At 68.6% G+C, this 21,934-nt stretch carries 18 protein-coding genes; 15 read left to right on the forward strand and 3 right to left on the reverse strand.

The genetic code is table 11. The features are described from left to right. Positions 1-37: 37 nt before the first annotated feature. From BHE97_RS06270 to BHE97_RS06280, 3 genes are all read left to right on the forward strand, one after another. Complete coding sequence (locus BHE97_RS06270) at positions 38-451, forward strand: MarR family transcriptional regulator (RefSeq protein ID WP_201791334.1); 414 nt, start codon at positions 38-40, stop codon at positions 449-451. Beyond that, a complete protein-coding gene (locus BHE97_RS06275) occupies positions 448-1,734 on the forward strand; it encodes an MFS transporter (RefSeq protein WP_087623181.1) in 1,287 nt (428 codons plus the stop codon). The genes BHE97_RS06270 and BHE97_RS06275 overlap by 4 nt, the downstream gene beginning before the upstream one ends. Positions 1,735-1,898: 164 nt before the next feature. Further along, a complete protein-coding gene (locus BHE97_RS06280; protein WP_087623182.1) occupies positions 1,899-3,080 on the forward strand; it encodes an amidohydrolase in 1,182 nt (393 codons plus the stop codon). 23 nt (positions 3,081-3,103) lie between these two features. Here the strand turns inward: BHE97_RS06280 and BHE97_RS06285 are convergent, their stop codons facing one another. Continuing rightward, on the reverse strand, positions 3,104-3,589 hold the full coding sequence (locus BHE97_RS06285) for a universal stress protein (RefSeq protein ID WP_087623183.1): 486 nt from the start codon (positions 3,587-3,589) through the stop codon (positions 3,104-3,106). A 184-nt stretch (positions 3,590-3,773) separates the two neighbouring features. Between BHE97_RS06285 and BHE97_RS06290 the strand changes: the two genes are divergently transcribed. The 9 genes from BHE97_RS06290 (at position 3,774) to BHE97_RS06330 (ending at position 13,375) form a co-directional block, all read left to right on the forward strand. Further along, positions 3,774-4,850 carry a BMP family ABC transporter substrate-binding protein gene (locus BHE97_RS06290; RefSeq protein WP_236757549.1) on the forward strand — a complete coding sequence of 359 codons (1,077 nt, stop codon included), beginning with the start codon at positions 3,774-3,776 and terminating at the stop codon, positions 4,848-4,850. Positions 4,851-4,917: 67 nt separating this feature from the next. Then, on the forward strand, positions 4,918-6,432 hold the full coding sequence (locus BHE97_RS06295; protein ID WP_087623185.1) for an ABC transporter ATP-binding protein: 1,515 nt from the start codon (positions 4,918-4,920) through the stop codon (positions 6,430-6,432). Between the two features lie 79 nt (positions 6,433-6,511). Then, entirely contained in the window at positions 6,512-7,615 is a 1,104-nt protein-coding gene (locus BHE97_RS06300; RefSeq protein ID WP_236757550.1) for an ABC transporter permease, read from the forward strand. Next, the gene (locus BHE97_RS06305) at positions 7,612-8,853 is read left to right on the forward strand and encodes an ABC transporter permease (RefSeq protein WP_087623186.1); all 1,242 of its coding nucleotides are present in this window, start codon (positions 7,612-7,614) and stop codon (positions 8,851-8,853) included. The genes BHE97_RS06300 and BHE97_RS06305 overlap by 4 nt, the downstream gene beginning before the upstream one ends. Further along, complete coding sequence (locus tag BHE97_RS06310) at positions 8,850-9,272, forward strand: cytidine deaminase (protein ID WP_087623187.1); 423 nt, start codon at positions 8,850-8,852, stop codon at positions 9,270-9,272. The genes BHE97_RS06305 and BHE97_RS06310 overlap by 4 nt, the downstream gene beginning before the upstream one ends. A 58-nt stretch (positions 9,273-9,330) precedes the next feature. Further along, positions 9,331-10,539, forward strand: a complete 1,209-nt coding sequence (locus BHE97_RS06315) for a cytochrome P450 (RefSeq protein ID WP_087623188.1) — start codon at positions 9,331-9,333, stop codon at positions 10,537-10,539. A gap of 5 nt (positions 10,540-10,544) precedes the next feature. Further along, positions 10,545-11,831 carry a thymidine phosphorylase gene (locus tag BHE97_RS06320; RefSeq protein WP_087623262.1) on the forward strand — a complete coding sequence of 429 codons (1,287 nt, stop codon included), beginning with the start codon at positions 10,545-10,547 and terminating at the stop codon, positions 11,829-11,831. 9 nt (positions 11,832-11,840) lie between these two features. Then, complete coding sequence (locus tag BHE97_RS06325; RefSeq protein ID WP_087623189.1) at positions 11,841-12,311, forward strand: MaoC family dehydratase; 471 nt, start codon at positions 11,841-11,843, stop codon at positions 12,309-12,311. Continuing rightward, on the forward strand, positions 12,308-13,375 hold the full coding sequence (locus BHE97_RS06330; protein WP_087623190.1) for an adenosine deaminase: 1,068 nt from the start codon (positions 12,308-12,310) through the stop codon (positions 13,373-13,375). Before BHE97_RS06325 ends, BHE97_RS06330 begins: the two co-directional genes overlap by 4 nt. A gap of 112 nt (positions 13,376-13,487) precedes the next feature. On the opposite strand, the gene BHE97_RS06335 is transcribed toward BHE97_RS06330, so the two are convergent. Both BHE97_RS06335 and BHE97_RS06340 read right to left on the reverse strand, forming a co-directional pair. Then, positions 13,488-14,066, reverse strand: a complete 579-nt coding sequence (locus BHE97_RS06335) for an ATP-binding protein (RefSeq protein WP_087623191.1) — start codon at positions 14,064-14,066, stop codon at positions 13,488-13,490. Next, the gene (locus tag BHE97_RS06340) at positions 14,066-15,916 is read right to left on the reverse strand and encodes an acyltransferase family protein (RefSeq protein ID WP_170931298.1); all 1,851 of its coding nucleotides are present in this window, start codon (positions 15,914-15,916) and stop codon (positions 14,066-14,068) included. Before BHE97_RS06340 ends, BHE97_RS06335 begins: the two co-directional genes overlap by 1 nt. 157 nt (positions 15,917-16,073) lie before the next feature. Here BHE97_RS06340 and deoC point away from each other — a divergent pair, with 157 nt between their 5' ends. The 3 genes from deoC (at position 16,074) to BHE97_RS06355 (ending at position 21,890) form a co-directional block, all read left to right on the forward strand. Further along, complete coding sequence (gene deoC / locus BHE97_RS06345; protein WP_170931299.1) at positions 16,074-16,793, forward strand: deoxyribose-phosphate aldolase; 720 nt, start codon at positions 16,074-16,076, stop codon at positions 16,791-16,793. 100 nt (positions 16,794-16,893) lie between these two features. Beyond that, the gene (locus BHE97_RS06350; protein ID WP_170931300.1) at positions 16,894-19,116 is read left to right on the forward strand and encodes a 5'-nucleotidase C-terminal domain-containing protein; all 2,223 of its coding nucleotides are present in this window, start codon (positions 16,894-16,896) and stop codon (positions 19,114-19,116) included. Continuing rightward, positions 19,113-21,890, forward strand: a complete 2,778-nt coding sequence (locus BHE97_RS06355) for an ExeM/NucH family extracellular endonuclease (protein ID WP_087623194.1) — start codon at positions 19,113-19,115, stop codon at positions 21,888-21,890. The genes BHE97_RS06350 and BHE97_RS06355 overlap by 4 nt, the downstream gene beginning before the upstream one ends. Positions 21,891-21,934: the final 44 nt, after the last annotated feature.

Below are 21,934 nucleotides of genomic sequence, written 5' to 3' on the forward strand. Positions count from 1 at the left end.
ATGTCTTTAGCGTGGGTAATGAGCTAAGCTAAAGGGCGTGCCGACGGATTCTCAACGACTCGCTATGGCGGTGGCCCGCCTCAGCCGCCGACTGCGCCAGGAGCGTCAGTCCACGTTGACTCCGACCCAATTGTCGGTGCTCGGCGTGGTCGCTCGGATCGGCCCGGCGACACCCGGTGCGATCGCCGCCGTGGAGCGGGTCCGTCCGCCGTCCATCACCCGAGTGCTCAATCACCTGGTCGAGTGCGGCTATGTCTCGCGTGCCCCTCATCCCGATGACGGCCGCCAGCTGCTCATCGAGCTGTCGGCGGAAGGAGATCGCATCCTCGCCGATGAACGCGAACGACGGGACGCCTGGCTCGAACAGCATCTCGCCGCCCTCAGTGAGACTGAGCGACGGCTGCTGCGGGATGCGACACCGATCCTGACGCGGCTGGCGGAGTCCGAGTGAGCCCCACCTTCAGCGCGCTCTCGATCCGCAACTATCGCATCTACGCGACGGGCGGCCTCGTCTCGAATATCGGCACCTGGTTGCAGAACACGGCGCAGGCCTGGTTGGTCCTGCAGCTGACCGGCTCGGGTGCGGCGTTGGGTATCACCGTCGCGCTCCAGCTGCTGCCGTCCTTGCTCTTCTCGCCCATGGCCGGGGTGCTGGCGGACCGGATGTCCAAACGGCGCCTGCTGGCGATCATGCAGATCGGCATGGCGCTGCCCTGTGGCGCGTTGGGCGTTCTCGCGGTCACCGGCCTGGTGGAACCGTGGCACGTCTACGTCCTGACCTTCGTCTTCGGCAGCGCCCGTGCCTTCGAGGCGCCCGCGCGGCAGTCCTTCGTCAGCGAAATGGTGGATATCGAGCGGCTCGCCAATGCCGTCTCGTTGAACTCCGCCTCCTTCAACTCCGGGCGGTTGATCGGTCCTGGCTTGGCCGGACTTCTGATCGCAGCACTCGGTTCGGGGGTCGACGCCACCGGTTGGGTCATCCTCCTCAATGCGTTGAGCTACGGCTTCACCCTGGTGGCATTGGCCGTGCTGGACGGCACCGCCCTGCACCGTCCGCCGATGGTCGGGCGAGGACGGGGTGCCGTCCGGGCTGGTCTGCGCTATGTCCGTTCGCGTCCCGATCTGCTCCTGCTCTTCACCTGTGTGTTCTTCCTCGGGGCTTTCGGCATGAACTTCCAGATCACCTCGGCGCTCATGGCCACGGAGGTCTTCGGCAAGGGCGCGGGGGAGTTCGGCGTCCTCGGCTCCATCCTGGCCATCGGATCGCTGGCGGGCGCACTGCTCGCCGCTCGCCGCAGCCATCCACGGCTGAGGTTCATCGTGGGCGCCGGTCTGGCGTTCTCGCTGGCTCAGATCGCCTCGGGCATCATGCCGACCTATTGGTCCTATGCGGCGATCCTCCCTCTCGTCGGGCTCAGCGTCCTGACGACGGCGACGACGGCGAATGCCCTCATCCAGATGACGTCCACGCCGTCCATGCGCGGCCGTGTCGTCTCGCTGTATCTCATGGTGTTCATGGGCAGTGTCCCGCTCGGTGCCCCGATCATCGGCTGGTTCGGAGAGCATCTGGGCGGACGCGCCGCACTGGTGATCAGCGGCGCCATCGTCGGCGTGGGCATCGGTGTCGCGGGCTTGGCCTACGCTCGCGTACGTCACGTCAGCCTGCGCAGCCTCGTGCCGCGGCGCGCACCCCGAGCACATCTCCTCGAGGACGGGCTCGATCAGCATCCCTGACCCCCGATGCTCCGTGATCCCGTGCGAGAGCGGTGGATTACACACCTCTCAACCGCGTTGAGAGGTGCCGAATCCACCACCACCTCAGAGGCGCCAGCGCCGGACGGCAACCCTCGACGCTCTCGCGCTGCGGGTGCTCGAGCAGTGAGCGGTACCCTGGGCCGGTGAGTGTCCAGGACGTCATCGCGCAGACCATCGAGGAGATCACCCCCGATCTGATCGAGCTGCGTCGCGACCTGCACGCCTTCCCCGAGCTCTCATGGCAGGAGCACCGCACGACCGATGTCGTGGTCGCTCAGGTGGAGAAGCTCGGTCTGCGGTACGAGCGCCTGGACATCGGCACCGGCCTGACGGCGGACGTCGGTCCCGCCGAGGGGCCGATCGTCGCCCTGCGCGCCGATCTCGACGCCCTTCCGGTGTTGGACGCCACTCAGGATCCGTGGCGCTCGCGGCAGCCCGGTATCGCGCACGCTTGCGGCCACGACGTCCACATCTCGGCGCTCGTCGGTGCCGCACACGCGCTGACCCGGGCGCACGAGGAGCACGGCCTCCCGGTCCGGGTACGACTGCTCTTCCAGCCGGCGGAGGAGGTCATGCCCGGTGGGGCGCTGCGGGTCCTCCGCGAGGGCGCGCTGCAGGGGGTGGCGCGCATCTACGCGCTCCACTGCGATCCCTCGCTCGATGTCGGACAGGTGGGGCTGCGCGAGGGCCCCATCACCGGGGCGTCGGACCATGTCCATGTCGTGCTGAGCGGCCGAGGCGGCCACACCTCCCGGCCACACCTCACCGAGGACCTCACCTACGCCCTGGGCAGCCTCATCACGCAGATGCCGGCGGTGCTGTCGCGCCGCTTCGATCCCCGTGCCGGCGTGAGCCTGGTGTGGGGCCAGGTGGCCGCGGGCAATGCCGCCAATGTGATCCCTTCCGTCGGGGAGCTGACCGGCACACTGCGGATGCTCGACTCGGCGGCCTGGCACGATGCCGAGAGATTCGTCCGAGGACTCATCGCTGACATCATCGAGCCCTTCGGCGTGACCGCCGAGATCACCTACACGCGGGGCGTCCCACCGGTCGTGAACGACTTCGCCGCGACGCAGAGCCTGCGTCAGGCCGTGACCGAGACGCTCGGCGTCAAGGGAGCGGCCAGCACTCCGCAGAGTCTCGGAGGAGAGGACTTCGCCTGGTACCTGGAGGCCATCCCGGGTGCGATGGGACGCCTGGGGACGCGGACTCCCGACGGACCGACCTACGACCTGCACCAGGGCAATCTGCGAGTCGACGAGCAGGCGATCTCCGTCGGCGCACGGGTGCTCGCCGGTGTGGCCGCGCGCCCGCTCGACGCCTGATGTGCTCTCGCGAAAGCAGCTGATCAGCTGTCGAGGTCGAGCACTCGGTCGCTGCGGGCAGGATCCTCGCTGTCGCGCACGACGACCACGGGGCAGGAGGCGTGCCGCACCACTGCCTCGCTGACAGAGCCGAGCACGAGGCCCTTGAACCCGCCGAGACCGCGCGGCCCGACCGCGACCAGGCTCGCCCCCTCGGCGAGCGTCAGCAGTCCGTTCGCGGCGGGACCGCGGGGAGTGGCATAGGAGACCTCGACGGTGCCGTACTGCGAGACGAGCGTCCGCGTGTCGGCCATGAGGCGCTCACGGACGGCCTGCTCGAAATCGGCAGCGGGCGGCACATAGCCGTGTTCCCAGGTAGACGGCCGGGGAGCGGTGCGCAGGGTCCAGGCCCGCGCGATGGTGACCGGGAGACCGGTGACGTCCGCCCACCGCAGCACCCATGCGAGAGCCGTGTCGGCGAAGGCCGAACCGTCGTGTCCGACGACGATCGGGGAGGAGATGGCGTCCATGGCCTCAGGGTACCGTCGCGGGAGGCTCACCGTCGGAGCCGTCGTATCGCGCCGCACAGGTTACAAATCGGTGTCAGGGGCGTTGAATAGCTCTCCGCCCCTCCCCAAGCTCCCGTCACCGCGATTAGGGTCGGCCACGTGCAGTGAACGTGCCAGACGCGCTGGTGCGAGACGAGGAGGAGAAGTGCGCCATCTGACCAAGGCTGCCGTGCTAGTCGGCGCCGCAGCAGTCGTGCTGAGTGCCTGCGGCACCGCGGCTGACAACGACGACAGTGACGACAACGCCGACGGGCAGCAGTGCGAGGCCGTGGAGCTCGAGGGCGATCCACAGGTCGCGCTCGCGTACGACGTGGGCGGACGCGGGGATCAGTCCTTCAACGACGCGGCCTACGCCGGCCTGGAGAGGGCACAGACCGAGTTCGGCTTCGAGGGCACCGAGGGCGAGGCCGCCTCCGACGAGAGCGAGGAGGTCCGCGAGCAGCGGCTCCGCGGCTTCGCCGATGACGGTTACAACGTCATCGTGGGCGTCGGCTTCGCGTACAGCGAGTCGGTGGACAAGGTCGCGCCGGACTACCCCAATGTCTCCTTCGCCGTCATCGACGGCTTCGACCCGACCGAGGACGACGTCAACTGCAATGTCGCCTACCTGACCTATGCCGAGAATGAGGGCTCGTTCCTCGTCGGTGTCGCGGCGGCCGAGACCACCGAGAGCAACACGGTCGGCTTCGTGGGCGGCGTGAACAATCCGCTCATCCAGAAGTTCGAGGCCGGCTTCAAGGCGGGCGTCGAGGAGGCCAATCCCGATGCCGAGGTCGTCACGACCTACATCGAGGAGTCCGATCCCCGCGGCTTCGGCGACCCGGCCGGTGGCCAGGCGGCCGCGGAGGGGCTCATCAACGACGGCGCGGATGTCATCTTCCACGCCGCGGGTGCTTCGGGCATCGGTGTCTTCGATGCCGTGACGAGCGCCGATCTCTGGGCGATCGGCGTCGACTCCGATCAGTACCTGACCGCCTCGCCGGAGCAGCAGCCGCATATCCTGACCTCGATGCTCAAGCGGGTCGACGTCTCGACGTACGACTTCATCGCCGCGGCCTTCGACGGTGAGCCGCTGTCGGGCTACACCGAGTTCACGCTCGCCGACGAGGGTGTCGACTACTCGACCTCCGGTGACTTCCTCCCCGCGGACCTGGTCACCGAGATCGACGACTACAAGCAGCAGATCATCGACGGCGACCTCGAGGTTCCCGCGGAGCCGTGAGACGCTGAATCGACGGCCCGGGGTCGCGCCTGACGGTGCGACCCCGGGCCTTCGCCCGATCACGACGATGTCAGAGCAGGGGCAGAGCATGCAGGTGGAGCTGCGGGGGATCGCCAAGCGCTTTCCCGGCGTCATCGCCAATCACGATGTCGACCTCACGATCCGAGCCGGGGCCGTCCACGCCCTCATCGGCGAGAACGGCGCCGGGAAGTCGACTCTCATGAAGATCCTCTACGGCGTCCAGGGCGCGGACGACGGCACCATCGTCGTCGACGGCCGGGAACGGCATTTCTCCTCGCCGACCGATGCGATCGAGGCCGGCATCGGTATGGTGTTCCAGCACTTCATGCTTGCCGACAATCTCACCGTGCTCGAGAACATCGTGCTCGGCGCGGAGAAGATGCACGGCATCGGCGAGAAGGCTCGCGGACGGGTCCGTGAGATCTCCGCCGAGTTCGGCTTCGATATCGACCCCGACGTCCGTGTCGCCGAACTGGGGGTGGCCGCGCGACAGCGCGTCGAGATCCTCAAGGTGCTGTACCGCGGAGCGCGACTGATCATCCTCGACGAGCCGACGGCGGTCCTGGTGCCGCAAGAGGTGGAGGTTCTCTTCGCCAATCTGCGCGAGCTCGTCGCCTCGGGCTGCTCGGTGCTGTTCATCTCCCATAAGCTCGACGAGGTGCTCCAGATCGCCGACGACATCACGGTGATGCGGCGTGGCACCACGGTCGGCACGGCCGACCCGGCGACGGCCACGCGTCAGCAGCTGGCCGAGCTGATGGTCGGGGCCGAACTGCCGAGTCCCGAGCTGAGTGCCGACACGGTGACCGACACGCCGGTGCTCTCGCTGCGCTCCATCTCGCTCGTCGACGACACCGGACGCACCCTGCTGGCCGATCTGGACCTGACCATCCACCGAGGCGAGATCGTCGGGATCGCCGGTGTCGAGGGCAACGGTCAGACTGAGCTCGTCGAGGTCATCATGGGCATGCGGCGAGCCACCGAGGGCAGCATCGTGCTCGCCGAGGAGGACATCACGCGGCTGTCCGTGCGGAAGGTCCGGGAGCGGGGGGTGGGATTCATCCCCGAGGACCGGCATCGTCACGGTGTGGTCCTCGACTTCTCCCTATGGGAGAACCGGATCCTCGGGCACCAGACCACTGCTCCGGCAGTACGCGGACCGTTGCTCAGTCCCGGCGGAGCCAGACGGGACGCCGAGCGGATCATCGACGCCTACGACGTGCGGACCCCCTCGGTGCACACCACGGCGCGGGCCCTCTCCGGCGGCAACCAGCAGAAGTTCATCGTCGGACGAGAGATGAGCGGGGATCCGATCCTGCTGCTCGCCTCGCATCCGACCCGTGGCGTCGACGTCGGTGCCCAAGCCGCCATCTGGGACCACATCCGCCGAGCGCGCCAGGAGGGATTGGGCGTGCTGCTGATCTCTGCTGATCTCGACGAGCTCATCGGGCTGTCCGATCGTCTCGAGGTGATCCTGCGCGGACATTTCACCGCCCAGCTCGATCCTCGCGAAGTCACCGCCCAGGAGCTCGGCACAGCCATGACAGGAGGCGCGGCATGAGCGAGCGCGGCGAGCGAACGGTGGGGTCTCTCTCATGCCGGCATCGCCTATTGTTCGTCTTCTTCGAGGCGGTGGCGGCATGAGCCAGCTCGTCCGCCGGGTCACGCAGATGGTGACGTACTCGATCGTGCCGACCCTGGTGGCGATCGCCGCGGCGCTGCTGGCCACGGCTGCGATCGTCTGGATCTCGGGGGCGCCGGTCGGTGGCTTCCTCGAGGCCATGCTCTCGGTCCCCGGACAGCGTGATCTGGTGATCATCGTCAACCAGGCCTCGATGATCGCGCTGTCGGCCTTCGCCGCCGCGATCTGCTTCCGCATGAATATCTTCAATATCGGCGTCGAGGGGCAGTACATCATCGGCGCATGCGCCGGTGCCTTCTTCGCCGGGTCGGGAATCGTGCCGGGTCCGCTGAACATCCTCGCCACGCTCGTCGTGGCGATGCTCGCCGGTATGGCGTGGGCGATGATCGCCGCCGTCCTGAACGTCACCCGCGGCGTCAGCGAGGTCATCTCGGCGATCATGCTGAACTATGTCGCGCTCACCTTGGCCGGCTATCTCGTGAAGACCTACGGCTCCAAGAGCGGGTACACCTTCACGACCGGCACCATCCCGCCGTCGAGTCAGCCGCTCGGGTTCGGGATCTTCTCCGGGGCGCCCGATGTCTGGGCCCTCTCGATCCTCGCGGTGATCGTGGCCGTCGGTTACTCCTTCCTGCTCGGGTGGACGCGCTTCGGCTTCGACCTGCGGACCGCCGGTGAGTCGCGGACCGCGGCCCTGGCCAATGGCATCAATCCGAAGAAGATGGTGCTCATCACGATGGCGATCTCCGGTGCGATCGCCGGGCTGGTGTGGATGCCCAGCTTCTTCGGGAGCACGCACACCTTCGGCATCCCCGAGTATTTCCAGCGCGGTCTCGGTTTCACGGGGCTGGCCGTCGCGCTGCTCGGCCGCAACACGTCCCTGGGCATCTTCTTCGGCGCCACCCTGTTCGCCTTCCTCTCGACGCAGTCGAATCGTCTGCAGAGCGTGGGCGTCGGCCGCGATGTCGTCGAGATCACCCAGGGCGTGGTGGTGCTGATGGTCGTCATCGCCTTCGAGATCTCCCGGCGGGTCAAGGCCCGGCGCGAACAGGAGAGCGTCGCCCGAGAACTGGGCGCGACGAGCGAGGGGGTGCGGGCATGACGCGCACGATCGCTTCCCCAGCGGCGGTCCGGCAGGTGCGGTACCTGACGTGGATCGTCGTGCTGGCCGTCCTCATCACCGTGTCCCTCGTGCGCGTGCTGACCGATCAGAACCGCATGACCACGCCTGGCACGCTGAGGCTCGCACTCATCGCGGCCTGCCCGATCCTGCTCGCCGGCCTCGGCGGTCTGTGGGCCGAGCGCGCCGGGATCGTGAACATCGGCCTCGAGGGCCAGATGCTGCTGGGCACCTGGGGAGCCGCCTTCTTCGCCTATCACTTCGGCGCCTGGGCGGGAGTCGCCGGCGCCATCGCGATGGGCGCCCTGGGTGGGCTGCTGCACGGGCTGGCCACCGTCACCTTCGGCGTGGACCACATCATCTCCGGTGTCGCGATCAATATCATCGGCCTCGGAGCCGTCGGCTACCTGGCGCAGACCTTCTTCGACGGTTACGAAGGCGGCGGTCCGCGGAATCTGTCGGGATACGCGGTGCCCCGAGAGGTCACCATCCCCGGCATCTCCTCGGCGGCGCGCTGGGTGTCAGAGCAACGGTGGTTCCTGATCTCGGATGTCGCGGGCGCGATCGCCGGGGTCACCACCCGCCTCTCGCTGCTCACGATCCTCGCCCTGCTGCTCGTGGCCTTCACGGCGTGGGTGCTGTGGCGAACGCCCTTCGGCCTGAGGCTCAGATCCTGTGGCGAGAGCCCTCAGGCGGCCGAGACACTGGGCGTCAACGTCTATCTGTACAAGTACATCGCGGTCGTCATCTCGGGCGGTTTCGCCGGACTGGGTGGTGCCTATCTCGCGATGGTGGCCTCCTCGTCGTTCACGACCGGGCAGACGAATGGACGCGGGTACATCGGCCTGGCGTCGATGATCTTCGGCAACTGGAATCCCACCGGCGTGCTCGCGAGCTCGTTGATGTTCGGGTACGCCGACGGCATCAGCCTGCTGTCCAATAACGGACCTCTGGTGCACGCCATCCTGCTGCTCCTCGCGGTGCTGTTGCTCGGCTATGCCGCGTTGAAGTTCCGTCGCGGTGAGCGGATGACGGCCTATGTGGTCGCCGGCATCGCCGTGGCTCTCTTCGCCTGGTATCTGGCGGTGGACTCCGTGCCCTCGGACTTCACCGGCATGACCCCCTACATCCTCACCCTGTTCGTGTTGGCAGTGGCCGCGCAACGGCTGCGCATGCCGGCAGCGGACGGAAAACCGTATCGGAAGGGACAAGCCGGATGAGCGCTGGATTCGGATTCACCTCGGCTGCGGCCCCCGTCGACTGGGACGCCCTCACCCGATATGCCACCGAGGTCATGGGCCGGGCCTATGCGCCGTACTCGTCCTACCGCGTCGGAGCGGCGGGACTGGTCGAGGACGGCCGAGTGGTGCTCGGCTGCAATGTCGAGAACGCCGCTTACGGCGTGGCCCTGTGCGCGGAGTGCGGGATGATCTCGGCACTGCACTCGACCGGCGGAGGACGCCTGCGCGCGGTCGCCTGTGTGGACGGCGAGGGGAAGCCGATCATGCCCTGCGGGCGCTGTCGCCAGCTGATCTGGGAGCACGGAGGAGCGGACTGCCAGGTGCTGACCCCACGAGGCCCGGTGTCGATGTCCGAGGTGCTTCCCGATGCCTTCGACGAGACCGACCTGCAGCAGTGACGAGGAGACCTATGCCTGGTGAGTCATCTGCGCGATCTTCCACCGCGGTGGTGGTTGCATGACGGCCGCCCGCCTGGACACCTCGGACCCCGGCTTCCTCGACGATCCCTATCCGGTGCTGGCCGACCTGCGTTCACGGGCGCCGGTGGTGTGGCACGATACCTGGGGCGTCTGGCTCGCCACGACCCACGGTGCGGTGAGCGCCGTGCTGCGGGACCGGCGCTTCGGTCGGATCTGGACCGATCAGGCGCCCCTCGACGAGATGGAGCCGTTCAACGCTCTGCATCGCAACCAGATGATGGAGAACGAGCCTCCTGCGCACACCCGGCTGCGCCGTCTGGTCGCGGGAGCCTTCGGCCGTGGCCATGTCGAGCGGATGCGCCCGCGCATCGCCGACCTCGCGGCCTCCCTGCTCGACGCTCCCGGAGGGGTGATCGAGCAGGTGAACGACGGTGAACACGTCGACATCCTCGCGGCCTATGCCGAACCGATGCCCGTCTTCGTCATCGCCGATCTCCTCGGCGTCCCGCGTGCCGATCATCACGACCTGCGGCGGTGGTCGCAGGCGATCGTGCACATGTACGAGCCCGATGTCGATGCCGACACGAGGAATGCGGCCATCGAGGCGAGCGAGGCGTTCTCCGGCTATGTGCGGGGCGTCGTGGCCCATCGCCGGGATCACCCCGGTGAGGACCTCATCACCGACCTGATCGCCGAACGCGATGGCGGCACTCGTCTGAGCGAGGACGAGCTCGTCGCCTCGGTGGTGCTGCTGCTGAACGCCGGGCACGAGGCATCGGTCAATGTGTTCGGCAACGGCATGCATGCGCTGCTGGCCGATCGTCCGCAGCTGGCGCGCGTCAGCGGTGGTGAGGTATCCGTCGAGACGGCGCTCGAGGAGCTCATCCGCTACGACGCTCCGCTGCAGCTGTTCGAGCGCACGGCGACCGGAGACATCGAGGTTGAGGGAGTCACGATCCGCGAGGGTCAGAAGGTGGCCTGTCTGATGGGCTCGGCGAATCGGGACGCCGCGGTCTTCGAGCGTGCCGACGAGTTCGACGTCGCGCGCGACCCTAATCCGCACGTGGGCTTCGGCATGGGTCTGCATTTCTGCCTCGGCGCCCCGCTGGCGCGCCTCGAGCTGCAGTTGACGATCGGTGCTCTGCTCGACCGGTTGCCCGCTCTGGCTCTCGCCGAGCCCGCGCCGCGCCGTCCGACCTGGGTGCTGCGCGGTTACGAGAGCATCCCCGTACGAGCGAAGGAGTGAACACGGTGGCCAAGGAGCCGTTCGATGCGACCGAGGTGATCGCCGTCAAGCGTGACGGTCAGGTGCTCGGGGAACATCAGATCGACTGGGTGATCGATGCCTACACGCGCGGCGTCGTCGCCGAGGAGCAGATGGCCGCGCTGGCGATGGCGATCTATCTCAACGGCATGGATCGCGGCGAGATCGCCCGGTGGACCCACGCGATGATCGCCTCCGGCGAGCGGATGGACTTCAGCGGGCTGTCGCACCCGACCGCGGACAAGCACTCCACGGGCGGCGTCGGCGACAAGATCACGCTTCCGCTGGCGCCCCTGGTCGCCGCGTGCGGGGTCGCCGTGCCGCAGCTCTCCGGACGCGGGCTGGGACATACCGGCGGGACCCTCGACAAGCTCGAGGCCATCCCCGGTTGGCGGGCTCATCTGGGCAATGAGGAGATGCTCGCGCAGCTCGAGGACGTCGGCGCGGTGGTGTGCGCGGCAGGATCGGGCCTGGCCCCCGCCGACAAGAAGCTGTATGCGCTGCGCGATGTCACGGGCACCGTCGAGTCGTTGCCGCTCATCGCGAGCTCGATCATGAGCAAGAAGATCGCCGAGGGAACCGGTTCGCTGGTGCTCGATGTCAAGACCGGATCGGGCGCCTTCATGAAGAGGGAGCGGGACGCCCGCGAGCTGGCGGCGACGATGGTCGCGCTCGGTGAGGATGCCGGTGTGCGCACGGTCGCTCTGTTGACCGATATGGACACACCGCTCGGCATGACCGCCGGCAACGCGCTGGAGGTCCGGGAGTCCGTCGAGGTGCTGGCCGGGGGCGGGCCGGCCGATGTCGTCGAGCTGACCCTCGCGCTGGCACGCGAGATGCTCGCCGGCGCGGGCCGCGAGGACGTCGACCCCGCGGACGTGCTGGCCTCGGGGCGTGCCATGGATGTCTGGCGGCGCATGATCGCGGCGCAGGGCGGCGACCCGGATGCGGCGCTGCCGCAGGCGGCGGAGACGCAGGTGATCCTCGCCGAGACCGATGGCGTGCTGGGCCGCCTCGACGCGATGGCCGTGGGCGTCGCCGCGTGGCGGCTTGGAGCGGGACGCAGTCGTCCGGGGGAGGAGGTCCAGGCCGCCGCTGGTGTGGAGCTGCATGCCAAACCGGGTGACCCGATCCGCCTCGGACAACCGCTCGCGACCCTCCATACCGACACCCCGGAGCGCTTCGAGCGCGCGGCGGCGGCACTCGCCGGCGCGTGGACGATCGACGACACCGGATGTGACCTGCGTCCCGTCGTGATCGACCGGATTGGTTAGGGTCGGGCCATGCGTGTGCTGAACAATCGTCAAGAGATCGCCGACTCCGCGGGTACTGAACTCGGGGTCAGCGCGTGGATGCCGATCGAGCAGGATCGCATCGACATGTTCGCCGACGCATCCGGCGATCGTCAGTGGATCCATGTCGATCCCGAGCGCGCGGCCGAGGGCCCCTTCGGCGCGACGGTCGCCCATGGCTACCTGACGCTGTCGATGCTGCCTTTCCTCGGTGCCCAGGTGTACGCCTTCGCGGGCGATCTCGCGCGGGTCAACTATGGCCTCAACAAGGTCCGGTTCATCACGCCGGTCCGGGTGGGCTCGCGCATCCGCGACCGGGTGACGGTCCTGGAGGTGCGCGATATCGCCAAGGGCCAGCAGGTGACCTTCCAGCACACGGTGGAGATCGAGGGTGAGGACACACCCGCCTGTGTGGCCGAGGCCGTCGTGCTGCTCATGGACAACGGGGGGACGGCCGGATGAGTCGGGCCAGCGCGGAGCAGATCGCCGGGCTGCCGAAGGTCGCGTTGCACGAGCATCTCGACGGCGGAGTCCGGCCCGCGACGGTCGCGCAGATCGCCGCCGAGATCGGTCATCAGCTTCCGGCTCCGGCCGAGACGCTCGGCGCCTGGTTCGCCGAGGCGTCGAGTTCGGGATCGCTGGAACGTTATCTGGAGACCTTCGAGCACACCGTGGCCGTGATGCAGCGGCCGCAGGACCTGCGTCGTGTGGCCCGTGAGGCCGTGGAGGACCTCGCCGCCGATGGGGTCGTGTACGCCGAGCTCCGTTGGGCTCCCGAACAGCACCAGCAGGCAGGGCTGAGCCTCACCGAGGCGGTCGAGGCGGTCCAGGAGGGTATCGACGAAGGTGTCGCGGCCGTCCGCGCAGCCGGTGGGACAATGGTCGTCGGACAGCTGCTGACGGCCATGAGGCACGCCTCGCGTGGACTGGAGATCGCCGAGATCGTCGTCGCCTACCGCGATCGCGGGGTCTTCGGCTTCGATATCGCCGGTGCCGAGGACGGTTTCCCACCGATCCTGCATCTGGAGGCCTTCGAATATCTGCGCCGGGAGCATGCGCATTTCACGATTCACGCGGGTGAGGCCTTCGGACTTCCATCGATCTGGCAGGCCGTCCAGCGCTGCGGAGCCGACCGACTCGGCCACGGCGTGCGGATCGTCGACGATATCGACGTCTCGGGCTACCGTCCGCGCCTCGGCCGGCTGGCGGCGTACATCCGCGACCGGCGCATCCCGCTCGAGCTGTGCCCCTCGTCCAATGTCCAGACCGGGGCGGCGGCCTCGATCGCGGACCACCCGATCGCGCTGCTCGCCGAGCTCGGCTTCCGGGTGACGGTGAACTCGGACAACCGGCTGATGAGCCAGACCTCGATCGGCCGGGAGTTGACCTTGCTCAGCGAGGCTTTCGGCTATTCCGTCGGCGACCTGCGCTGGTTCACGGTCAATGCGATGAAGAGCGCCTTCCTGCCCTTCGACGAGCGGCTCCAGCTCATCGACGAGGTCATCAAGCCCGGCTACGGCGCCTGACCGCCACCGGCGGCGGTACGCCATCAACCCTTCCGCTCCGGTGGAGGTAGTCTGTCAACCTCATCCGGCCCCGATGAGGTTGATGGACTACCGCCGCCATGGTCGGATGTCGTCAGAGCGAGGCGGTCAGCTCACGCCGGGCACGTGCCGGGGTCAGCGGACGGCATCCGGCCGCCACCGCGCGCGCGACGACCGCCTGCTCAGTCGACATCAGCGCCCACCCGCGGCGCAGCAGCACACCGGGCGGCTTGCGGGACTCCCGCAGATCACGGGCCAGTCGAAGCGCGAAGGTCAGCAGGCGCGGCCGCACGAGACAGATCGCATCCGCCAGCAGGCCGCGCTCCCTGCAGGCGGCGACGATATCCGGGGCGAAGAGACCCTCGGCGATGAACCGGTCACCGACGACCTCGACCCGATGGCTGCCGATGCGCGCACTGCGTGAGAGATCGTAGACCGGCACGCTGGTGGCGCGCGTCCGGCACAGTTCCTCCATGGCACGGATCGCCTCGTCCCGATCCCAGCTCCGCACATCGTCCCAATCGGGAAGTCCCAGGGGACTCATGGGCAGCGACGGGTGATCAGCGTCGTAGTAGAAGTCGTCGAGCCGCAGTACCGGCCATCCCAGGCGGGCGGCGAGATGCGACTTGCCGGAGCCCGAGGGGCCCGCGACGATCACGGCGCGCGCTTGCATCAGCAGACGGCGAGGGCTTGGCCGACCTGGTCGACGAACACGCCCTGTCCATGACCGGTCGGATGCACCTGATCGGTCCCGGTGATCTCCGGATGCTGTGAGGCGAGGGCGTTCCAGTCGATCAGGTGGACATTGTCGTGGGCCTCGGCCACGCTCCGGACCGCCGCGAGGGACTGGTCGCTCCATGAGCGGCCCGGGACATAGGGGGCGACGAGCCCGACCTGCCGGTCGGCGAGCTCGTTCCCGACGAGGGCGTCCAGGTCGGCGGCGTCGATCTCACCGTTGGTGCCGGTGGCGATGAGCACAGTGGGATGGAGCTGTCCCTGCGCGGCGGCTTCCCGGACCGCGCCGGCGACATCCCCGTACTGCCAGCCGACCACGGCGACGGCAGAGGAGCCGGGGCGGCGCTCGAGGAGCGCAGGAGCCACGGCGACGGTGACGGAGTCACCGAAGGCGCTGACGGCCTCGTTCGCACCCACGGCGCGGCACGCATCGGGCGGGGCGGGCGGAGCATCGGGCTGCGCCGGCTCCTCCAATGATTCGATCGAGGCGGAGACGGCGCGCTGACCTTCGCGCAGCGCCGATTCGACATCGGACTCCGCCGGAGCCTTCCAGACGGCGACCGACGCCGTGAGGAGCACGGCGAGCGCGGCCAGGGCGAGGGGGCGGGTGCGCCGTGGGCGGTAGACCGTCTCGTCTCCGCGGATCTGCGCCCCCCACCGGCTGATCGTGGCCCGGGCACCGTCGCGTCGTATCGGCGACTCGATGAAACGATAGGAGAGGGCTGCCACCGGCACGGAGGCGAGCACCGCCAGCCAGCCGGCCGGCACCCGGTGCTCGCCGGGAACGAGGCGGGTGACGATGACCAGGAGCGGCCAATGCCACAGGTAGATGCCGTAGGAGCGCTCGCCGAGCCACCGCAACGGTGCACAGCCGAGGGCTCGCGCGAGCGGTGTCGGGTTGGCCGCGGCCAGGACGAGGCCGACGGTGGCGAGATTGGCGAGCGCGAGACCGCCGAGGAAGGTCCGGTCGCTGTCCCAGGGCACGGTGAGGGTGTAGACGGCGAGCACGCCGAGGCCGAGGAGTCCGAGGGCGGTGTACCGCATCTTCTCGGTGGCGGCGGCGAAGCCGTCCCGCAGCAGGTGCGGGGCGCTGCCGAGCGCGGTGGCGGCACCCAGCAGCAGCCCGAAAGCGTGCGAGTCGAGACCCATGTAGGCGCGCGTCGGGTCGGCGGTGACGTACCAGGCCGCCATCAGCGCGGCGGACACGAGGGCGAGTCCGAGGACGATCCGTCGGCTCGCCGTTCGGCTGGTCACCGTGAGGAGGCCGAGTATGAGGACCGGCCACAGGAGATAGAACTGTTCCTCGATGCCCAGCGACCAGAGGTGGTTGAGCAGCGGTGGGACGCTGGCATCGGCATAGGACCAGCCCTCGTGGATCTGGATCCAGTTGCTGGTCCAGGTGAGGGCGCCGAGGACCTGACTCCGTAGCCCGGCACCGGTGTCGTTGCCGACCGCCAGCGTGATGGCGCTGGTCACCGCGACCATCACCAGGAGGGCGGGGGCGAGCCGGCGTATGCGGCGCAGCCAGAAGCGTCGCAACGCGAGACGTCCTCGGGACTGCGCCTCGCGCAGGATCAAGGCGGTGATGAGGAAGCCGCTGAGCACGAAGAAGACGTCGACACCGACGAAGCCTCCAGGGAAACGATCCGGATCGGCGTGATACGCCAGGACCAGGACCACGGCGATCGCCCGCAGTCCGTCCAGTGCCGCGAGGTGCCGAACCGGACGAGGGGACCCTTCGGTATCGGTCGCGGGCCGCTCGGAACGGGGGTGGAGGGTGGTGCTCACGCGGTAGGCCTCGCCGGGTGGACACGAGGCCCGGAGTCGACGGAGACGTGCGTGGGCATGGATCTATGGAAACACGCCCGGACGACGGGGAGTCCACGCCCCGCCGTCCGGCGCGGACCGCTCGCCCAGACACGGCGCGACCTCTTAGGCTGGGCACATGACCACGTTGCTCTCTGTCGCGGAGATCGCCGGCGAGATCGATCACGCCATCCTCAAGCCCGAGCTGACCCGAGCCGAGGTCGACGCCGATCTGGAGCTGGCACGCGAATACAGCATCTTCAGCGTGTGCGTACGTCCCAGTGATGTCGCGCACGCGGTCGAGCGGCTCGCCGGCTCGCCGGTTGCCGTGGGAACGGTCATCGGCTTCCCGCACGGGACCACCACCACGCAGGCCAAGGTCGCCGAGACACGCCAGGCGCTCGAGGACGGGGCCCTCGAGCTGGACATGGTGCTGAACATCGGCCGGTTGCGCAGCGGTCTCCTGGACGATGTGGAGGAGGACATCCGTGCCGTCAAGCAGGCCGCCGGAGACCAGGTGGTGAAGGTCATCCTCGAGACGGCGTTGCTCGACGACGATCAGAAGATCGCGGCATGCGGCGCGGCCGAGCGGGCGGGCGCCGATTTCGTCAAGACCTCGACCGGTTTCGCCGGGGGCGGAGCGACCCTGGATGACGTGCGTCTGATGCGGGCCTCGGTCGGTCCAGGAGTCCAGGTCAAGGCATCCGGGGGCGTCCGCGGCCTGGACACCCTGTTGGAGATGCGCGAGGCGGGAGTCACTCGCTTCGGCACGAGCGCGACCCGCGTGATCCTGGACGATCTCGCGGCGCGATCCGCCGGCGGTCGGGGCACGGGCGCGGAGGACGCCGCCTCCTACTGAGGATCGCACCGCATTCGTCATCGACCGTTGACAGCGCGTTCACCTTCGGGTGATGGTGTCGGGACCTGGAGTATCCAGACACCATATCGGGGGAATATCGATGACACGCGCATCGCGCCGTCTCGCAGGAGCGGCGCTCGGATCATTGCTGGTCACGGGCACGTTGACCACACTCGCGGCGGCGCCGGCACAGGCCGACGAGGTCGCCCTGAACCTGCTCAGCTTCAACGACTTCCACGGCCGTATCGACGAGAACACCGTCAAGTTCGCCGGCACCGTCGAGGAGCTGAGGGCCGAGGGCGGTGCGGACAACACGCTCGTGCTGTCCAATGGCGACAATATCGGCGCCTCGCTGTTCGCCTCGGCGGTCTCCGAGGACATCCCCACGCTCGACGTGCTCAATGCGCTCGGCGTCGCGGCGAGCTCGGTGGGCAACCACGAGTTCGACAAGGGGGTCGACGATCTCACCGGCCGCGTGGGGGACGCCGCCGATTTCCCCTATCTGGCGGCCAATGTGCTCGGCCCCGACGGTGATCCGGTCCTGCCGGCCTATGAAACCTTCGAGGTGGCTGGCCTGGAGGTCGCCGTGGTCGGGGCGGTGAGCGAGGAGACGCCCGCGCTGGTCAGTCCCGGCGGTGTCGAGGGCTTGGAGTTCGCGGACGTGACGGAGTCCGTGAACGAGGCGGTCGAGGAGCTCGAAGCCGGCGAGACGCCGCCGGATGTGATCGTGGCGCAGATCCACGAGGGATCTCCCGATGGCAGCGTCAGCTACGAGGAGGCCGTCGCATCGAGCCCGACCTTCCGCGACATCGCCGAGGGTGTCTCGGGCTCCGTGGACGCCATCTTCATGGGGCACACGCACCAGGAGTACGCCTGGGACGCGCCGGTACCCGGTCAGCCCGATCGCACGCGGCCGATCCTGCAGACCGGCAGCTACGGGGAGAACATCGGACAGGTCGGTCTGACGATCGACACCGAGTCCGGGGAGGTCGTCTCGCACACGGTACGCAACGTGCCGCGGACGGAGACCGAGGATGCCGTCCTCGTCGACCAGTTCCCCCGTGTGGGCGAGGTCCAGGCCATCGTCGATGCCGCGCTGGAGGTGGCCGATGAGATCGGGCGCGAGGTCAAGGGATCGCAGACCGCCGACATCACCCGGGCCTTCAGCGGCACGAGCGAGGACCGTGGGGCCGAGTCCACGCTCGGCGGTCTCGTGGCGGACTCGCTGCTGGCGAAGGTCTCCGACACTCAGGCGGGTGCCGATCTCGGGATCGTGAACCCGGGCGGTCTGCGCGCGGACCTGCTGTATGCGCCGTCAGGTGCCGAGCAGCCGGGGGAGATCACCTATGCCGAAGCCAATGCGGTCCTGCCTTTCGTCAACAATGTCAGCTCGGTCGAGGTGACCGGGGAGACCCTCAAGAGGATCTTCGAGCAGCAGTGGCAGCGTGATGCGAACGGTGACGTGCCGAGCCGCGCCTATCTGCAGCTGGGGGTCTCCGAGAACGTCTCGTACAGCTTCGACTCGACACGTCCTGAGGGCGATCGGATCACCGGGATCACCATCGACGGCGAGCCGGTCGATCCCGCCGCGAGCTACCGGATCGCCACGTTCTCCTTCCTGGCCCAGGGCGGTGACAACTTCCGAGCCTTCGCCGAGGGCACGAATACCGATACCGGACTGGTCGACTACGAGGCGTGGATCGAGTACCTGGAGTCCACCTCGCCGGTCTCGCCCGACTTCGCCCGCCGCTCCGTCGAGGTCCAGGGGCTCGCCGAGGAGTACACCGCCGGTGACACGTTGACCCTGACCCTCCCTGCGCTGGATCTCACATCGCGTGGCGCGCCGGCCAATACGGAGGTCCGCGTCGAGGCCGTCACCGAGGACGACGAGGCCGTCGATCTCGGCACGGTGCCCGTGAGCGAAGGGGCAGCCGAGGTCTCCGTCGACCTGCCCGCCGAGCTGTCCGGTCAGGTGCGGTTGCGGATGACGGCAGAGCCGACCGGCACGGTCGTGACCACCCCTCCGGTCACCGTGAACCCGCAGGAGGCCCCCGGTGCCGGTCTGCGCGCCGAGGCGTCCCCGGTCCGCTACCCGCTGCCCGCGCGCATCGATGTCACCGCGCGTCCGGACGCGACCGGCGTGGTGACGGTCGCCTCGAAGGGCTTCCCGGTCGGCGTCGGCTTCCTGAGCGGTGGTTCGGCGAGGGTGTACACCCTGCCCTTCGTGCTGGGACCGGGTGAGCACCAGCTGACGCTGACCCACTGGGGTGACCGGCAGTACGAACGCAGTTCGGTACCGGTGACGGTCAAGGTCCGACGATGAGCCGGACCCGTGGTCGGGTCGTCGGAGGCTTGCTCGGGAGCCTGGCTCTCGCCGCGGGGCTTCTCGGGGCTCCGGCCGCGAGCACGGCGGCACCCGACGGGGACGGCCTCGTCATCTCGGAGGCGTATCTGAACGGCGGCAGCGCCGGCGCGGCCTATCGGAACAAGTACGTGCAGATCGCCAATCCGACCGACGAGGCGGTCGACGTCCGCGGATGGTCGGTGCAGTACCGCTCGGCCACGAGCACGGGGAGGTTCAGCGGCGTCATCGAGCTCGGCGATCACACCATCCCCGCGGGCGGACAGCTCCTGGTCGGCGGGAACAGCAATGGGGGCGCGGGGACCGAGAATCCGGAGCCCGATGTCACGAGCGGCATCGCCTTCTCCGGCAGCGCGGGTGGCATCCTGGCACTCGTCCGCTCGGCGGGCGCGCTGAGCGGTGAGCGAGAGACGGTCCTCGGTGATCCCACCCTCGTCGACCTCGTGGGATACGGCACGTCGGTGACCTACGAGGGAAGCGGACAGGCACAGGGCTACTCGGTCACATCGGCGATCGGGCGAGACGAGGATCTGACCGACACCGATGACAATGCCGCGGACTTCTCGGCCCAGGACCCATCGCCCGAGGCCTGTGGTGAGGTCTGCGACGGCGACGCGAGCGAGCCCGGCGAGCCGCAGGATGTGACGATCGCCAAGATCCAGGGCGAGGGCGCCGAGAGCCCCCTGCTCGGGCGACCGGTGCGCACGCGCGGTGTGGTGACGGCCGTCTATCCCGAGAGCGGATTCGACGGACTGTACCTGCAGACCGAGGGGACGGGAGGCGACCTCGAACTGGGTGAGCATGTCGCCTCGAACGGGCTCTTCGTGTACTCGTCGACTCTGGCCGCGCAGGCGGAGGTCGGCGATCATCTGGAGATCACCGGCACGGTCGGGGAGTATTACGGACTCACTCAGCTCGTCCCACGGGCGGGTGGCTGGCAGGTGCTCGATGATCCGGCGGAGGCTGTGAAACCCGCGTCGGTAGAGTTCCCCCTCACGGAGGCTCAGCGCGAGTCCCTCGAGGGCATGCTGGTGGCCCCGGCCAATGACTTCACGGTCACCGACAACTACACGACCCATCAGTACGGCCAGATCGGTCTGGCGGCCGGTGACGCCCCGCTGGCGCAGCCGACGGATGTGGCGCGTCCGGGGTCGGCCGAGTACGAGGCGCTGGTGCTCGAGAACGCGGAACGGGCCGTGACCGTGGACGATGGCTCGACCGTGAACTTCCTGAACGGCGCGAATCGCGAGATCCCCGTGCCCTGGCTGACACCCGAGAACGAGGTTCGCGTCGGTGCCCGGGCGACCGTGACCGATCCGATGATCCTCGACTTCCGGAACGACACGTGGAAGCTCCAACCCACGAGCCGGCTCGCCGCGGGAGACGAGGAGCCGCTCGTGGTGGAGAGGTCCACCCGGACGGAGGGTCCCGCCGACGTGGGTGGCGATGTGCGGATCGCGACCTTCAATGTCCTGAATTACTTCACCACGCTGGGGGAGGAGTACGCGGCGGCCGGCAAGGGTGACTGCACCTACTACGCCGATCGCGCGGGCGACAACCTGACGGTCGACTCGTGCGCCAACAACGGTCCACGCGGGGCCGCGAACCGGGCGAGCTTCGAGCGTCAGGAGGCCAAGATCGTCGCGGCGATCAATCGACTCGATGCCGGTGTCGTGTCGCTGGAGGAGATCGAGAACTCGGCGGCCTTCGGCGAGGACCGGGACGCTGCTCTGCGGACCCTGGTCGAGGCGCTGAACGAGCATGCGGGTGAGGACCGGTGGGCCTTCGTGCCGTCCCCGGAAGCAGTACCCGAGGACGAGGACGTCATCCGCACGGCTTTCATCTACCGGCCCGCCGAGGTCGAGCTCGTGGGTGACTCGGTGATCCTCGAGGACGAGGCGTTCGGCAATGCCCGCGAGCCGTTGTCGCAGGAGTTCCGTCCGGTCGGTTCGGGTGAGGAGGACGACTTCCTGGTGATCGTCAACCATTTCAAGTCCAAGGGCTCGGGCTCGGGCGAGGATGCGGATCAGGGGGACGGGCAGGGGAGTTCGAATGCCTCTCGCGTGCGGCAGGCGACGTCCCTCGTCGCCTTCGCCGAGTCCGAGCAGCAGCGCGCGGACACGGAGCTGGTCTTCCTCACAGGGGACTTCAATGCCTACAGCAAGGAGGACCCCCTCCGCGTCATCGAGGACGCCGGATATGTCAATGTGCCGGCCGAATACGGGGCCGATCCGACCTATCAGTTCGGTGGTCAGATGGGATCCCTCGATCACGTGTTCGCCTCACCCGGTGCCGCCGAGCGGGTCACGGGAGCCCATGTCTGGACGATCAATGCCGAAGAGTCGATCGCTCGGGAGTACAGCCGCTTCAACCAGAACGTCACCCAGCTGTACGACACGAGCCCGTATCGGGCGAGCGACCACAATCCGGCCGTGGTCGGCATGTCCACGTCCGAGGAGCCTGTGCTGGGCCTCAGCGCCCGCGCGGACCCGGTCCGGTGGCCCAAGGGCCCGGTGGTGGAGGTCTCGGCCCACGCGGACGCGCGCGGGGGCGTCGTGGTCAAGGCCGGCTGGCTACCGGTCGGCATCGGACGTCTCAGCGGTGGATCGGCGCGCGTCCCGGTCTTGCCGGTCGTCCTGGGACCGGGACGCCACACCCTCGATATCCACTACCTCGGTGGCGGCGGGTTCGGTGCCGAACGGGTGACCGTGGAAGCGCAGGTCCGGGCCCCCTGAGCCTGGGGAGGGGGTGTCTCGACGACACCCCCTCCCTGTTCGCC

The organism is Aeromicrobium sp. PE09-221, from assembly GCF_002174305.1.
In the GTDB taxonomy this organism is placed as follows: Bacteria; Actinomycetota; Actinomycetes; order Propionibacteriales; family Nocardioidaceae; genus Aeromicrobium.

Bases quoted from the DNA above. Each gene is read 5' to 3' on its own strand.
- BHE97_RS06315 (WP_087623188.1), top strand. From the start codon at position 9,331: ATGACGGCCGCCCGCCTGGACACCTCGGACCCCGGCTTCCTCGACGAT.
- deoC (WP_170931299.1), top strand. From the start codon at position 16,074: ATGACCACGTTGCTCTCTGTCGCGGAGATCGCCGGCGAGATCGATCAC.
- BHE97_RS06335 (WP_087623191.1), bottom strand. From the start codon at position 14,066: ATGCAAGCGCGCGCCGTGATCGTCGCGGGCCCCTCGGGCTCCGGCAAG.
- BHE97_RS06295 (WP_087623185.1), top strand. From the start codon at position 4,918: ATGTCAGAGCAGGGGCAGAGCATGCAGGTGGAGCTGCGGGGGATCGCC.
- BHE97_RS06285 (WP_087623183.1), bottom strand. From the start codon at position 3,589: ATGGACGCCATCTCCTCCCCGATCGTCGTCGGACACGACGGTTCGGCC.
- BHE97_RS06355 (WP_087623194.1), top strand. From the start codon at position 19,113: ATGAGCCGGACCCGTGGTCGGGTCGTCGGAGGCTTGCTCGGGAGCCTG.
- BHE97_RS06310 (WP_087623187.1), top strand. From the start codon at position 8,850: ATGAGCGCTGGATTCGGATTCACCTCGGCTGCGGCCCCCGTCGACTGG.
- BHE97_RS06330 (WP_087623190.1), top strand. From the start codon at position 12,308: ATGAGTCGGGCCAGCGCGGAGCAGATCGCCGGGCTGCCGAAGGTCGCG.
- BHE97_RS06300 (WP_236757550.1), top strand. From the start codon at position 6,512: ATGAGCCAGCTCGTCCGCCGGGTCACGCAGATGGTGACGTACTCGATC.
- BHE97_RS06305 (WP_087623186.1), top strand. From the start codon at position 7,612: ATGACGCGCACGATCGCTTCCCCAGCGGCGGTCCGGCAGGTGCGGTAC.
- BHE97_RS06350 (WP_170931300.1), top strand. From the start codon at position 16,894: ATGACACGCGCATCGCGCCGTCTCGCAGGAGCGGCGCTCGGATCATTG.
- BHE97_RS06325 (WP_087623189.1), top strand. From the start codon at position 11,841: ATGCGTGTGCTGAACAATCGTCAAGAGATCGCCGACTCCGCGGGTACT.